13 protein-coding genes and 1 tRNA gene are annotated in these 15,310 nt (G+C 48.0%); 5 read left to right on the top strand and 9 right to left on the bottom strand.

Going from position 1 to position 15,310, the window contains the following annotated elements; all coding sequences use genetic code 11:
- Positions 1–96 precede the first annotated feature (96 nt).
- From lapB to FIT99_RS06295, 3 genes are all read left to right on the top strand, one after another.
- Positions 97–1,329 (top strand): lipopolysaccharide assembly protein LapB, encoded by a 1,233-nt coding sequence (gene lapB, locus FIT99_RS06305; protein WP_140003501.1) that lies wholly within the window; start codon positions 97–99, stop codon positions 1,327–1,329.
- 39 nt (positions 1,330–1,368) lie between these two features.
- Entirely contained in the window at positions 1,369–2,064 is a 696-nt protein-coding gene (pyrF, locus tag FIT99_RS06300; protein WP_140003500.1) for an orotidine-5'-phosphate decarboxylase, read from the top strand.
- Positions 2,065–2,172: 108 nt separating this feature from the next.
- Complete coding sequence (locus FIT99_RS06295; RefSeq protein WP_140003499.1) at positions 2,173–2,490, top strand: ComEA family DNA-binding protein; 318 nt, start codon at positions 2,173–2,175, stop codon at positions 2,488–2,490.
- A gap of 50 nt (positions 2,491–2,540) precedes the next feature.
- On the opposite strand, the gene FIT99_RS06290 is transcribed toward FIT99_RS06295, so the two are convergent.
- A tRNA-Ser gene (locus FIT99_RS06290) sits at positions 2,541–2,630 on the bottom strand.
- Between the two features lie 323 nt (positions 2,631–2,953).
- On the opposite strand from FIT99_RS06290, the gene exaC reads away from it, so the two are divergent.
- Both exaC and FIT99_RS06280 read left to right on the top strand, forming a co-directional pair.
- On the top strand, positions 2,954–4,474 hold the full coding sequence (gene exaC / locus FIT99_RS06285) for an acetaldehyde dehydrogenase ExaC (RefSeq protein WP_140003498.1): 1,521 nt from the start codon (positions 2,954–2,956) through the stop codon (positions 4,472–4,474).
- 101 nt (positions 4,475–4,575) lie between these two features.
- On the top strand, positions 4,576–4,953 hold the full coding sequence (locus tag FIT99_RS06280; protein WP_140003497.1) for a DUF779 domain-containing protein: 378 nt from the start codon (positions 4,576–4,578) through the stop codon (positions 4,951–4,953).
- Between the two features lie 47 nt (positions 4,954–5,000).
- Here FIT99_RS06280 and cheZ read toward each other — a convergent pair whose 3' ends face one another.
- From cheZ to FIT99_RS06240, 8 genes are all read right to left on the bottom strand, one after another.
- A complete protein-coding gene (cheZ, locus tag FIT99_RS06275; protein ID WP_140003496.1) occupies positions 5,001–5,681 on the bottom strand; it encodes a protein phosphatase CheZ in 681 nt (226 codons plus the stop codon).
- A 2-nt stretch (positions 5,682–5,683) separates the two neighbouring features.
- A complete protein-coding gene (gene cheY, locus FIT99_RS06270; protein WP_019882316.1) occupies positions 5,684–6,082 on the bottom strand; it encodes a chemotaxis response regulator CheY in 399 nt (132 codons plus the stop codon).
- A gap of 111 nt (positions 6,083–6,193) precedes the next feature.
- Entirely contained in the window at positions 6,194–7,264 is a 1,071-nt protein-coding gene (locus tag FIT99_RS06265; protein WP_140003495.1) for a protein-glutamate methylesterase/protein-glutamine glutaminase, read from the bottom strand.
- Between the two features lie 25 nt (positions 7,265–7,289).
- On the bottom strand, positions 7,290–7,898 hold the full coding sequence (cheD, locus tag FIT99_RS06260; protein WP_140003494.1) for a chemoreceptor glutamine deamidase CheD: 609 nt from the start codon (positions 7,896–7,898) through the stop codon (positions 7,290–7,292).
- Positions 7,895–8,794: a CheR family methyltransferase gene (locus tag FIT99_RS06255; protein WP_140003493.1), complete on the bottom strand. Its 900-nt coding sequence runs from the start codon at positions 8,792–8,794 to the stop codon at positions 7,895–7,897. Before FIT99_RS06255 ends, cheD begins: the two co-directional genes overlap by 4 nt.
- A 43-nt stretch (positions 8,795–8,837) precedes the next feature.
- The gene (fae, locus tag FIT99_RS06250) at positions 8,838–9,545 is read right to left on the bottom strand and encodes a formaldehyde-activating enzyme (RefSeq protein WP_140003492.1); all 708 of its coding nucleotides are present in this window, start codon (positions 9,543–9,545) and stop codon (positions 8,838–8,840) included.
- 57 nt (positions 9,546–9,602) lie between these two features.
- Positions 9,603–12,173: a methyl-accepting chemotaxis protein gene (locus tag FIT99_RS06245; protein ID WP_140004674.1), complete on the bottom strand. Its 2,571-nt coding sequence runs from the start codon at positions 12,171–12,173 to the stop codon at positions 9,603–9,605.
- A gap of 310 nt (positions 12,174–12,483) precedes the next feature.
- Complete coding sequence (locus FIT99_RS06240; RefSeq protein ID WP_140003491.1) at positions 12,484–15,195, bottom strand: methyl-accepting chemotaxis protein; 2,712 nt, start codon at positions 15,193–15,195, stop codon at positions 12,484–12,486.
- Positions 15,196–15,310: the final 115 nt, after the last annotated feature.

The following is a 15,310-nucleotide window of genomic DNA, read 5'->3' as shown; positions in this document are numbered from 1 at the left end:
TTCGGATACCGTTTTTTTTATCCGGCATTCACGCTATTCATAGCGTATCGCCCATTGCTTGGGTAAAATATAGCCTGACCTGAAAAGAGACCTCTTATGTTGGTTGAATTTGAATATTGGTGGCTATTGATCCTGCCGCTGTTTTTTACGTTGGGCTGGATTGCCGCCCGTGTGGACATCAAGCAACTGATTGCTGAATCCACCTCCTTGCCCGCGACGTATTTTAAAGGACTGAATCTGCTTATTGCAGACCAGTACCACAAAGCGGTAGATGCTTTCAGTGAGGCGCTGTATCTCAATAAAGACTCTTTAGAGCTGCACTTTGTGCTTGGTAGTCTGTTTCGCAGAACGGGTGAAACAGACCGTGCCATTCACCTGCACATGAACCTGCTAGAAAACTATGAGCTGACCGAGCAGCAATCCACATCCATTAAAGTGGAGTTGGCCCAAGATTACTTTAAAGCCGGTTTATATGATCGCGCCGAAGAAATTTTTCAGACCTTACGTCACACTCGCTACGAGCAGGCTGCCCTACGTCATCTGCTAGAGATTTATGTCAAAGAACGCGAGTGGTCTCAAGCCATTGCTATGGCAATAGAATTAGAGCGTTCGTCTGGGATATCGTATCGCAAAGAAGTCGCGCAATATTATTGTGAGCTCGCCGCAAATGCAATGATTAGCCAAGATTGGACGCAAGCCAAAACGCAGCTGTTGCTTGCGCTCGATGCAAACAAAAACTGCGTGCGAGCCAATGTGCTGCTGGGCGATATCGCAGCCCAACAAGGTCATCATACGGATGCCATTGCCTTTTGGAAACGGATTGAAATGCAAGCCCCTGAGCACCTCGGCTTAGTCGCGCAAAAAATGCTCAAAAGTTATGCATTGCTGTATGGTGAAACCGAGCCTGAGTCTACACACACACCAGGAAAAGGCCTAAGTGAGGGTCTCAATCAGTTGCATCAATACCTTGAAACTTACCAAATCAGTAGCATGATGTCGGTGCTTTACGAGGCCACCTTGCAAGCTGAGGGCCCCGATAAAGCCGCAAAACTGGCACGCACTGAATTAATCCGCAAGCCGAGCCTCAAGTCACTGGATCAACTATTACAAGCCCGTGCCATGCTGGATGATGAACAGCATGATTTACAGTTGATGCAGCAAACGGTACGTAACGCCATTGGTGACCGCGCTGCCTATTACTGTGATCAGTGCGGCTTTCGTGCAAAACAATACCACTGGCAATGCCCTGCTTGCAACGCTTGGGAATCACTCCCGCCCGAGCCTTCCGAGGCGACAATCCGAGATATCAAACTGCTCAAACGCAAGTGATTCGCTTTCCCCAACTTTATTGTTCAACTGACTCTGAATATGACTGATAGCAAAATTATTGTGGCGCTTGATTATGCTGAAGCAGCCGCTGCCAATGCACTCGTCGATCGCTTAGATCCAACACTTTGCAAGTTGAAAGTAGGCAAAGAGTTATTTACCGCCGCTGGCCCCGCTTTCGTTGAATCTTTAGTTAAACGTGACTATGACGTATTTCTGGATCTCAAATTTCATGACATCCCGAATACGGTTGCCAAAGCCTGTCAGGCGGCCGCCAACCTAGGGGTATGGATGCTCAATGTACATGCTAGTGGCGGCATCCCCATGATGGTGGCGGCGAGAGAAGGCCTCGATAAAATCTATGGTTCCCAAGCGCCTCTTCTGATTGCAGTGACCGTACTCACCAGTATGGATGAAGCCACTTTAGGTAGCCTCGGTATTCAGCGTCCATTAACGGAGCATGTGCTGGCATTAGCCAACATGACGCAACAAGCTGGCTTAGATGGTGTGGTTTGTTCAGCGCAAGAAGCCAGTGTGCTTAAACAGACGCTTGGCTCCGACTTTTGCTTGGTCACGCCTGGTATTCGACCAGTCGACGCAAATCAAGATGATCAAACCCGTATCGTGACGCCAGAAGCCGCATTAGCGCTGGGAGCGCATTATTTGGTGATTGGTAGGCCGATCACGCAAGCACCCGATCCCCTTGTTGCTTTAAACGCAATAATTAATAATATTTAACATAAGTTATTAAATTAAGGTTCCGATTCTCTACTCCACTCAATGCTTTGCGTAGAATAAAAACAGGCCATGAAGCCTGTTTTTTTATTTAGACCAAACGGAGGAACTATGAAAAAAACCTTAATCGCTTATCTAATGTATTTCATGTGGTTACCGGCAGCCTTTGCTGGCGTAGATATCAACACAGCCAGTCAAGCGGAACTTGAAACGCTGAATGGCATAGGGCCCGCCAAAGCCCAAGCCATCATGGAGTATCGTAAAAAAAATGGCGGATTCAAATCTGTTGACGAGTTAGATCAAGTGCCGGGCATTGGCCAAGCGACGCTGGCTAATCTTAAAAAAGACGTGAGTGTCAGCGGTAAAAAGCCAATGGCAACAGAAACCACCAAAGCCGATAAATTAATTGATAAAAAGAAGCCGCTGTAAACTGGGCTGACACACAAAACAAAAAGCACCCGTTGGGTGCTTTTTATATTTGGCGGAGAGAGAGGGATTCGAACCCTCGATAGAGTTACCCCTATGCCACCTTTCCAGGGTGGTGACTTAAACCGCTCATCCATCTCTCCGAAAGAAGGCGCGATTATAGCCCATAAATATCACAGCCGCCAATCAATTTTAATGGATTTTTAAATGCGATTAACGACTATTACAGCCGCTCTAAATCAGGTTACAAGCCCTACTCTGCTATCTTATAAATCATCAAAAACTTAACGAAAAAGGCTTGCATTTGTGACTATGAAGGTTTAATGTTTAGCACACAAACTTAGGCCAAAGCCTTGTAAAATAAGGTGTTAACCTATCTTTATCGCGATAGTAAATTGCGATTAGGTGTAAGCGGTTTGGAGAGCAGTTCTGCTACGATATTAATAGAAAAAGCACAGGAGTAACTATGAGTTTGGATCTTCTAAAGGCCATGGGCGTCACCGTCCCATACAAAGCCAAATATGACAACTTTATCGGTGGTAAATGGGTCGCTCCGGTCAAGGGTGAGTATTTTGATGTGATTTCACCCATCACGGGCAAACCTTATACACAAGCAGCACGTTCAAGTGCAGAGGATGTTGAACTGGCACTGGATGCTGCGCATGCTGCGGCCGATAAATGGGGTAAAACCTCAGTCGTTGAACGTTCAAACTTATTGCTGAAAATTGCCGATCGCATCGAACAAAATCTCGAGCTGATTGCCACTGCAGAAACAGTTGACAACGGTAAACCCATCCGTGAAACCATGAATGCGGATATTCCACTGGCTGCCGATCACTTCCGCTATTTTGCTGGAGCGTTGCGTGCGCAAGAAGGCAGTATTAGTGAGCTTGACGAACACACCGTGGCTTATCATTTCCATGAGCCATTGGGTGTGGTTGGGCAAATTATCCCTTGGAACTTCCCTATTTTGATGGCCGCTTGGAAACTAGCGCCAGCAGTGGCTGCAGGTAACGTGGTCGTCATGAAACCGGCTGAATTTACCCCCATCAGCTTATTGATCTTGATGGAAGTCATCGCAGACTTGGTCCCTCCAGGCGTCATCAACATCGTCAACGGCTTTGGCCGTGAGGTGGGTGCCCCATTGTCCACCAGCAAACGTATCGCCAAAATCGCCTTTACAGGCTCCACGGCGACCGGTCGTTATATTGCACAAGCCGCTGCGAGCAATCTGATTCCGGCCACCCTTGAGTTGGGCGGCAAATCTCCGAATGTGTTCTTTGAAGACATCATGGATGCGGATGATGACTTCTTGGATAAAGCCGTTGAAGGTTTGGTATTGTTTGCATTTAACCAAGGCGAAGTCTGTACTTGCCCTTCCCGCGCGTTGATTCAAGAATCGATTTACGACAAGTTCATGGAGCGTGTATTACCGCGTGTTGCGGCGATCAAGCAAGGTAACCCGCTGGATCCAAACACCATGATCGGTGCGCAAGCGTCTCAAGATCAAGTCAACAAGATCTTGTCTTACATGGATATTGGCCGCCAAGAAGGTGCGCAACAGCTATGTGGCGGTGAGCGCAATATTCTGGCAGGCGATCTGGCTGAAGGCTATTACATCAAGCCAACGCTGTTTAAAGGCCACAACAAAATGCGGATCTTCCAAGAAGAGATTTTTGGCCCCGTGTTAGCAGTGACGACTTTTAAAGATGAAGCTGAAGCATTGAGCATTGCCAACGATACAATCTTTGGCTTGGGTTCAGGCGTTTGGACCCGTGATGGAAGCCGCGCTTATCGTATGGGTCGTGGCATCAAAGCAGGTCGCGTATGGACCAATTGCTACCATGCCTATCCAGCGCATGCAGCCTTCGGTGGTTACAAAGAGTCTGGCATTGGACGTGAAACACATAAAATGATGTTGGATCATTACCAACAGACCAAAAACTTGCTGGTCAGCTACAGCCCGAAAAAATTGGGTTTCTTTTAATACCCATCTTGAGGCGGGTTAAATCGCCAAGTTTAAAAAGGGGCGAATTTTTCGCTCCTTTTTTTATCTATCATCATATGAATATTCACGGGAGTAGCAAGATGACAGCGCGTGTTTCTGCAACACCAGCCGCAGTGGCTTTAATTGAGCAACTCACTGTACAGCATGGGCCTATTGTGTTTTTTCAGTCTGGCGGTTGCTGCGAAGGCAGTGGCCCAATGTGCCTGCCAGCCGGTGAGTTTAAAGCCAGTCCAGCAGATGTAAAACTGGGTGATTTACCCGGCGGCGCAATTTTTTACATGAGCGATAGCCACTTTAGTTTTATGCATAGCACACACACTATTTTGGATGCGATGCCAGGTTCGAGTGGCTCATTTTCGCTAGATTGCGGTAGCGGCATGGCTTTTATTACGCGTGGGCGAATGTATTCGGATGAAGAGTTAGCCAATTTGCAACCAGAACAACGCATCGGTTTATGATAAATAAAAAGGCATCCATGGATGCCTTTTTTAAAAAATAATATGCGCTAAAAGCCGAGGCTGTCGAGCAAGTCATCCACCTGCTCTTGGTTTGCCACCACATCCACCGTGTTATGTGGATCGATCTGCGGTCCATTGAGCAGCGACTCTTCATCTTTTTTCACCTGCGGTGCAAAATCCACCAACACTTGAACCAGTTGGCGCTCAAGGTCTTGCGCCAAATTAGTGACTTTTTTAATCACTTGGCCGGTCAAATCTTGAAAGTCCTGCGCCATCATAATGTCCATCAATAGCGACTTGGTCGTGCCGGTGTGCTCATTGACGGATGATAGATAAGCCAATGTTTCATGGACGACGGCATCGTACTCTGATTTAAGTGCGGCACGTTGCATCACCTCTTCCCAACGTAGCTTTAGTGACGCTGCACGATCTGCCAATTCGCTTTGTAATGGGGTGGCCTGGTCCGTTGCATTCAAAACACGCTCGGCGGCTTGCTCGGTCATTTTAGCGACATAGCTCAAACGGTCTCGCGCATCTGGAATTTCTTGCGCCACTTGCTCAAGCACTTTGTCATAACCCAAGCCACTCAAGCTATCATGCAGCGAGCGTGTCATATGGCCGATACGGCTGATCATTTCTTCCTGTTGGTTTCCGTTCAGATCTTGCATCATGGTGGAAGCAATATCCACCACAATGTTGGCCTGATTCGGATTGACAGCTTCGGTCATGATTACACCTCGCCTTTTTCCAATTTTTCAAAGATTTTGGATAGTTTTTCTTCTAAGGTGGCCGCCGTAAATGGCTTAACCACATACCCGTTGGCTTTGGCTTGCGCCGCGGCAATAATGTTTTCTTTTTTTGCTTCTGCGGTGACCATTAACACCGGCAGTTTTGACAGCTTGTTATCTGCCCGAATATTTTGCAACATGGTTAATCCATCCATGTTGGGCATATTCCAGTCTGAGACCACAAACTCAAAATCACCATTACGTAGCTTATTTAACGCATCTGCGCCGTCTTCAGCCTCTTCCACATTGTTGTAACCCAACTCTTTGAGCAGGTTACGCACGATTCTTCGCATGGTGGAAAAGTCGTCCACGACTAGAAATTTAGTATTAGGGTTGCCCATTTGTTACTCCGCTATCATTAGTTACCAATCCCGTAGTGTTCATTATCTAACAAGCGATTGATCATGTTAGTGCTGATAAACACGGGATTTATCTGTTTGTTCACCGCTACGCTATACACGCAGGGCTCGATCACTGTTAGTAGCTAAATAATGCAGCACCATGCGCGGTAGGTCTTTAAGATGCCCTACCTCATGGACGCCGCCGTGCGCGACTGCCTCGCGCGGCATGCCATAGACGACACAGCTCTCTTCATTTTGCGCAAAATTATAAGCACCGGCATTTTTCATGCGCAGCATACCTGCCGCACCATCCTTGCCCATCCCGGTCAAGATAATACCAACCGCATTCTTACCCGCATGAGTGGCTGCTGAGTCAAACAATACATCCACTGAGGGTTTGTGTCTGTTCACAGGTTCGCTATCGGACAGTTTTGTCACATAGTTTGCCCCACTTCTGCCTAGCAATAAATGCTGATCGCCTGGGGCAATGTAGGCGTGGCCTGGTAACACACGTTCACCATCTACGGCCTCTTTCACTGCGATTTTGCACAAGGTGTTGAGGCGCTCGGCAAAGGATTTGGTAAAGCCTGCCGGCATATGTTGGGTGATTAAAATGCCCGGACAATCCGATGGCATTTGCATCAACACCGACTTAATGGCCTCGGTGCCGCCAGTAGACGCACCAATAATCAATAACTTTTCACTACTGATTAAGGGGTTGCGAATGGCGCTTTGTTGCACTTGGGTGTTTGAGGCCTTGGCGATGCTTTGCAAGGTACTGACTTTTGCCCGTGAAGCTGTGCGAATTTTATCGGTGATTTCATCGGCATACTGTTGCATGCCCTGCGCGATGCCCATCTTAGGTTTGGTGACAAAATCGGTGGCACCAAGCTCCAAAGCTCGCAAGGTAATCTCAGAGCCTTTTTCGGTCAGCGTAGACACCATCAGCACTGGCATCGGACGCAAGCGCATCAGTTTTTCCAGAAAATCCAAACCATCCATGCGTGGCATCTCGACGTCAAGCGTCAACACATCTGGATTCAATTGTTTGATCATTTCCCGCGCCACCAAAGGATCAGGCGCGGTCCCCACCACTTCCAGATCTTTGGTGTCATTGATAATTTCACTCAGCAAACTACGTATAAGTGCCGAGTCATCAATCACGAGTACTTTTGTTTTCATGGCATATCCTTTTTTTAATTATTATTTAAAACAAATCGATATCCCCACCCACATCGTTTGTCTGCAACTTGCTGGAGTATGCTTGCTCGCGTTTGACCAATGTGTAGTTGTTCAGTTGTTTCAGCTTTTTAACCAAGACCTTACCGGTCTTAGGAAAAAAATAGACTTTGCGTGGATAAATATCCAGCAGGTCTTCGCCTGTCACTTTGATGCCCTCTTCTTTGAGATATTTTTTGACGAAGGAGGCATTTCGATCACCGACGTTGTTGGTGGTAAAGCTACGTAAGACGTTGCCGCCACCAAAAATCTTGGCCTCAAGGTTTTCCCGCTTGGCCCCATTACGTAACAATTGGTTAATCAACACTTCCATGGCATAGGTGCCATAACGCATTGACTCAGACACCGGACTATCTTTATCCGCGGCTGCCCCATCCGGTAGCATAAAGTGATTCATGCCGCCAATGCCAGTCCGGCTGTCGCGAATACACGCCGACACACAGGAACCAAGCACGGTGACAATGAGCATGTCTTTGTCGGTGTAGTAATACTCCCCTGGCGATATTTTGGCGGCGTTCGTGTTAAACGTTCTGTCAAAATACAGGGTGGTTGAAATTTCTTCTTGCATAACACTCATGACGGTTTCCGATGCGTAAATAGGCTGGAACGTGCCGCGCCACTGGTTTTTAATTTATAAACGGTTTTCCCCAGCAATTGCAGGTGGTCAGACACATACAAAAAGTTTTCTGAATGTCCGGCCAGCAACAAGCTGTCTTCGTGCATCAAGGTCACAAATTTCTCGATAATTTTGCCTTGTGTCGGCTTGTCAAAATAGATCATGACATTGCGACAAAAAATGACATCAAAGCCATCATGAAACGGCCATTGTGTATCCAGCAAATTGAGTTGATGAAAATGAATCAACTCACGAACGGCTTTCTTAACGCGGACCAATCCATCATGTTTCCCAGTGCCGCGTTCAAAAAACTTACGCACCCTGCCGTCGTCCATTTTCTTCACTCGATCCAAAGGATAAACCCCTGCCGCGGCTGTCGCCAGCACATTGGTATCAATGTCTGTAGCGATGATTTCCACGGGTGGTTTGAGTGAATTAAAGGCCTCGCAGGCAGTCATTGCGATCGAATAAGGTTCTTCGCCGGTGGATGCCGCTGAACACCAAATACGGATCGGTTTTGCTGGTTTGCGAGCAGCCAGTTTGCTTAAATGCTCTGCCAATATCGGAAAGTGATGTTCTTCCCGAAAAAATGAGGTTAGATTCGTGGTCAGTGCATTCGTAAACGCCTGCCACTCCTCCGGTTGATTACGATTTTCTAGCGTATCCAGATACTGCTTAAAACTAAGCATATCCAGAGCGCGTAAACGCCTGCCGATCCTGCTGTACACCATATCGGTCTTTGCATCGGATAATGAAATGCCTGCATGGCGATAAATCAGACTTTTAATTCTGACAAAATCATCGCGCGTAAACAAAAACTCGCGCTCTTCCTGTTCTTGTTTTTTGAGTGCATTCACTTCGTTATCCTATGCAAATCCGTGGGTTAACATCGCCTGGCAGTTATGCCTTGGTGGTGCCGATACGGTCTTTCATTTGAGAAATAGCCAATTCAATCTGCTTTTCTTCTTTGGCTTTGGCTTCAGCGCTGGTGCGTGCATATTTGCTACGCTCTTGCATTTGTGAGATCGCTAATGCAGCCGCTTGATCATCTGCACGACGATTCTGCGCTTCAGGGGTTTGTGCAGCAAATGGATGCAAGGCTTGTTTGTATTGTTTCACTACGTCAGCCGCCTTAGGTTCGCGGTTCACTGCAGATTTAATCGCCATTTTAGTTGCGCGATAGTTCCAGTCCTGAATACGGTCATCCATGTCGGCTTTGCTGTCAATAAACACGCCCACGCAAATAAATACGTCATCTGCTTCTTCCAATGGAATCGTGCCGTCTGCAACGCAATCCATCACTGCCATGGCCACGCCACGTTGTGCTGGGCCAAACATTTGTGTGGCTTGACGACCGTCTTTGATGGTCACTTTGTTAAACATCACTGTGTTTGGTTTGACCATCAGGTTTGGCGCTGCAATCGCCAATAAACCGTTAACGCCTTGTTTTTGGTCGGTGAGCGTACGACAAAATGCGTCTTCTGCAGCGCTACCGCGTGGGCCCATCACTAAGTCAATGTGTGCCACATTTTTCAAATCCAAGCCACCCTCTGGGCGATCTTCGATTACCAAACCTTCACCAATTAATACTCGATCAATCACTGCCATTTTCATTACTCCTGATAAAAAAGTACTACTTAATTAAAGGGCAATCATTCCGCTGCCCTAACCGTTGCTGACCTGACGATATTCATCGTTCCAGCCTGCATTTCCTACTTGATGGCGAGACTGGTTTGTTGCCTGTCCCTCCACAATAAATACGCTTACTGCCGTTGCCAGCTCATTGGCGTGGTCCATCAGTGACTCTGCAGCAGCGGCGGCTTGCTCCACTAACGCTGTGTTCTGCTGCGTCACATCATCCATGCGAATCACTGCGTCATTGACCATGGCAATGCCCGCGCTTTGCTCGTTTGAAGCAGACGCGATTTCACTGATGATGACGCTGACCCGTTTCACCGAATCTACAATCTCGTGCATGGTGTTGCCCGCTTGCTCGACTTGACGGCTACCTTCTGCCGTTTTGTTGACAGAGTCGGTAATTAATTCTTTGATTTCACGTGCAGCCACCGATGAACGTTGTGCCAAATTGCCTACCTCATTGGCCACCACAGCGAAACCTCGACCTTGCTCGCCTGCTCTGGCGGCTTCAACCGCGGCGTTTAGTGCCAGAATATTGGTCTGGAAAGCGATGCTGTCGATGACCGTGATAATGTCTTCAATTTTGTGCGCACTCTCGTTAATGTCGCTCATGGTCGTCACCACCGCATTGACCACATCGCCCCCTTTGACCGCGACGGTGGATGCCTGCGCGGCAAGATGATTGGCTTGTTTCGCGTTTTCGGCGTTTTGTTTCACGGTGGATGCCAGTTCTTCCATGCTAGAAGCGGTTTTCTCAAGGTTTGCGGCCTGATCTTCTGTGCGACGGCTGAGGTCAGCATTGCCTTGCGCAATTTCTTTGGCGGCGATGTTGATGGATTCTGCCGCTGCCTTCACGGTTAATACTGGCTCCACAATCATGTCGAGCGTCTGGTTCATGCCTTCAACAATTTTGCGGTAGTCGCCGGGATGTTGCGCGGCATTGGCACGCACTGTCACCCTACCTTCACGGGCCGCTTCAGCTAACATCTGCGCGTCAGCATTCAATGCTTTCAGGTTGGCGCGTACCTGTTCAATCGTTTGGTTGATTTGGGCTTTTTGACCAGGAAACTGCTCCAGCGGCGCATCAAAATTGCCGTCACCAAAAGCTTGCACACAGGCCATGGCTTTTTGGTTTAGGCTAATATGCCCTGCAACAATCTGATTAATACTTGAAGCCAGCACGGAAAACTGACCTTTAAACATGTCTGCACGCAAGGTCATGTCGATATTGCCTTTTTCGTGCTCGTCGTTCACCCAATTCACAGAGTCGACAATACCCTTCAGATTGCCACGGATGCGATCAACACTCTTGTTCATCGCCGCTTTGTGGCCTGGCATGGCTTGTAATTGTGCGGTCAAGTCACCACGACCGATGTTATCCATCACCGCGATAAACTGATCCGTGTCGTTGACATAGGCTTGAACCATATCATTGACCCCTTGGCCAACCTCTTTAAAGTCACCATCCAGTTGGTCGATATTCAGTTTCACATCACTTTCGCCCTGTGCATGCGCTGCGGCCATGTGTGACAAATCAGAAAGCAGCGTTTTGACGTTGTTTTTCAGGTTATCGAAGCTCGCATTGAGGATGCCTAAATCCCCTGGCAACGGATCCAGCTGCACACTAAAATCCCCTTGCCCCAGCAAATGCAAAGAGGCACTGGTTTTATGCAAAATTTCAACATGCATCGCCAGCATACGATTGATGTCTTGCGCCATATTGCGATATTCACCACTGAATTGGCTCACATCAATCACCGCTTTGATATTGCCCTTGGCATGCTCCGCTTCCACGTGAGCCATTTGCGCATCTAGGGCTTTCAGGGTAGCTTTTGCCTGATTTAATGCATGAATCACATTCGATTCACCCATGCGATCTGCCATGGCAGTACCGTTAAAGTCACCTTGGGCGATGCCTTTTGCCGCATCTAGCGCTTGATAAGTTTCACCACCGACATTCCGTCTGATGGTCGAGATGAGTAATGTGCCAACAACGGCCGTCAATAGGATCAAGCCGATATTCAAGCCATAGTTCAGCCAGTCGTTGCGGTTGATCAATACGGGTGTCTCTTGTTCAATACGAGCAGCGCCTTCACTCGCTTGTTTCACCACTGTATCGACGGCGGCTCTATGTTTTTGATAGGCGACTTGTAAGTGATCCAGTGCTTGGTCTATCTGCTTTTTATCACCGCTGCGGATCGCTGGAATGACCTCTTGATCACGCACTTTAAAAAACGCAACGCCAGTGTCAAACAATGGGCCTACTGTGCTGGTTTTTAAGGGGGATTCAGGTAATTGCTTTTGCCAATAAACATGACGCTGCTCAAAGTCAGCTTGCAGCGTGTTGCCTTTGTCGATCAAGGTTTGCAAGGACTGATTATTTAATGAGACCATCTCAAGCACGGTCAACCAAGATTCGATCAGATACTCAGGCGGCGGTAAAATATCCGCAATCAAATCTTTGTGATTGATGATTTGCTGATAATGCGCACCATTGATAGCCACTTCACGGTCACTGATGTTATCCAGATAACTGGTGGCAATGATGCCAGCACTGAGGATAGTCAGCATCAACCCTAACTGCGATGTCAGTTTCATGCGGGATAATTTTCCCGTCCATGCACTCAACGGTAGCGAGGACATATATGCGACTCCTTCATTGTGTTGATCCTAAAGACTTGCCTGTATGTTTTCTTTAACGGCCTATATCGGTGATTATTCAACATTCAATGCAGAATTGAATTGCCTGTCAAAAGGGGAATCTCGGCTCTTTTAGTGTAATTGCAGGGCTAAAGAAATCTGAATCTGCGTATTGAGCCACCATGGATTTGCTGCTGTGGGTTTGTAACAGATGGACGAAAAAAAACCGGCTGCATCAGCAGCCGGTTCAGTGGTTTTAACCCCCTTGTTAAAACTCTTCCCAATCACTATCATCGGTGCCCGTTTTGGCTGATACCTTGGTGGCACTTGGTGAGGATTGTGGTTTATCTACATAACCCGCTGGCGGTGCTACTGGGCGCCCTGTCGGACGACTCGTTTGCGTGTTTCCGCGGCTGGCAGATGGCGTGTGACTCGTATGGCTTTTAAAGCTGGTGCTCTGTTTTGCTTGGCTAAAGCCACCGCCCACACGACCCTCCAGTTTAAACTGACTAATCACCTCTGCCAGTTGGTTGGCCTGATCGACCAGCGATTCAGCTGCCGCGGCGGCTTCTTCCACCAATGCGGCGTTTTGCTGCGTGGTTTCATCCATACTGGTCACGGCTTGGTTCACTTGATCAATGCCAGTGGTTTGCTCGTTAGACGCTGCTGAGATTTCACTGATGATGTCTGCCACACGCTGCACCGATGACACCACTTCTTCCATGGTGTTGCCTGCGTTTTCAACCAGTTTGGTGCCTTCGGTGGTTTTGTTCACAGAGTCGGTAATCAGTTCTTTAATCTCTTTAGCAGCACTGGCGGAACGTTGTGCTAAGTTGCGTACTTCCCCCGCCACCACCGCAAAGCCACGGCCTTGCTCACCGGCACGCGCCGCTTCAACCGCTGCGTTCAAGGCCAAAATATTGGTCTGGAAGGCAATGCCGTCAATGACCGAAATAATGTCCTCAATCTTTTTCGCGCTTTCGTTAATCGCACTCATGGTGGCGACCACTTCATTGACCACTTCACCGCCCTTCACTGCCACGCCAGAGGCGGTCAGTGCCAGTTGGTTTGCCTGTTTAGCGTTCTCAGCGTTTTGTTTCACGGTAGAGGCTAACTCTTCCATGCTGGCTGCGGTTTCTTCGAGGCTAGAGGCTTGTTGCTCGGTACGGGCAGACAAGTCTGAGTTACCACTTGAAATCTCATTGGCCGCGGTGGTGATGGTTTCCACTGCCTCGGTCACTGCGATGATCGGCTCGACGATCATGTCCAGCGTGTTGTTTACGCCTTCGATAATCTTACGGAAATCACCATTGTGTTTATCGACATCGGCCCGCACGGTAATTCGACCTTCTTTAGAGGCTTCTGCCAGCATGCTGGTATCCGCCACCAACGCATTTACCGCTGCAATGCTGGTGTTCAGGTTGTTGATGATCTCGCTGTAATCACCAGGGTAGTATTCAGAAATCGTGTCTGGAATCTGGCCTTTGGCAATCTGATCCAACGTTTCAGAGGTCACGGTTAATGGTTTCACCACGGCTTCTAACGTGCCATTCAAGCCTTCGATCACCTTACGGAAATCGCCGTTGTGCAGCGCGGTATCTGCGCGGGTCGATAATTGGCCGTTTTGTGCTGCTTGGGCCAGTTTGTTTGCATCTGCTACCAGTGCGTTCACCGCAGCGATACAGGTGTTTAAGTTGTTGATGATCAAGCTGTAATCACCAGGATATTGCTCTTGAATGGTGCTTGGAATAATGCCTTTGGCGATATTATCCAGATAGTTGGAGGTCACGTTTAGGGGTTTCACTACCGCGTCCAAGGTGCCGTTCATGCCTTGCACAATCGCTCTAAAGTCGCCTTGGTGCTGGCTGGCATCTGCGCGAGTAGACAAATTACCTTCTACCGCTGCATGTGCCAAGGCATCCGCATCGTTGACCAGTCGTTTAATATTGCCACGCACTTGCTCAATCGCTTCATTCACAAATGCTTTTTTACCTGGGAACTGCTCCAGCGGTAAATCCAGATTACCTTCACCAAACGCTTTTACCACTTCAATGGCGCTGCGGTTCATCGCAATGTGGCCTGCGACCATTTTATTGATGCCGGCTGCCATCTCAGCATAGCCACCCTTAAAGCGGGTTTGGTCCACCGTACAGTCAATATCGCCTTCGTCATGTTGCTGGCTCACGTAATTGAGCGATTGCACCAACCCATCTAGCGTGCGTTGCAATACGCGGATCGAGTAAGCTGCGCTCGACTTGTCGTCTTCAGGCAACACAATCTTCTGATTTAAATTGCCTTCGGCAAAGTTACGCGCAATCTGTGTTAAATCTGCAGGCTCCATGCCTAGTTGCTTGAATATATTACGTTTGATGTAGATGCCGATGGACACAACAAACGCCAATGCAGTGAGCGCAATACCGATCAACATAAATAATGCGGTTTGTTTAACACTGGCTGCCTGGCTCGCACTGTCTTTGGCCAATTTGTTATTAAACACACGGTGCTCGCGGATGGCGTTTTGTACGCCCTCAATCACCGCTTGGTTTGCCAACAACGCGTCTCTCGCCTCGGTTTTTTTGTTTGAGAGGGAGAGCGTTAAAGTATTGCTACCCAACACATCGTAGGCCTTAATGGCAGCATAATCCTTATCCAAAAACTGCTTGTCTTCAGAATCACTGATGTAATTGTCGTAGCGCTTTAACGCGGCCATCAATTTGCCATGCGTTTCGGCCACTTCTTTTTCGATCACCTGCATTTTGGCGTTATCGGTATTGAGCATGTGCTGCCAGATCAAGCTATTCAGCTTCTCAAACTCACGCAGTGAGTCATCAAGCACCTCGATACTTGGGGCAGCCATTTCGTTTCCAAAGTTAGTGTATTTAAATACACGTTCAGTTTGAAAATAGCTGATGCCGGCTAGCAGGAACAAGCCTGCAGCTGCTACGGCAATCAGAATATATATTCTTTTAGCAACGGTCATAATGTAGACTCCAAATCCATTGTATTTTTTAGCCCCTAATTAGGCTCTCTTATATTGTCTATTAACGCTTTGATTCGTCATGCTCAAATAAAGCAGCATTTCGCCCTTCTTTTCC

It is taken from the genome of Methylophilus medardicus, assembly GCF_006363955.1.
Taxonomy (GTDB): Bacteria; Pseudomonadota; Gammaproteobacteria; order Burkholderiales; family Methylophilaceae; genus Methylophilus; species Methylophilus medardensis.
This window is presented reverse-complemented; position numbering and strand designations above follow the sequence as displayed.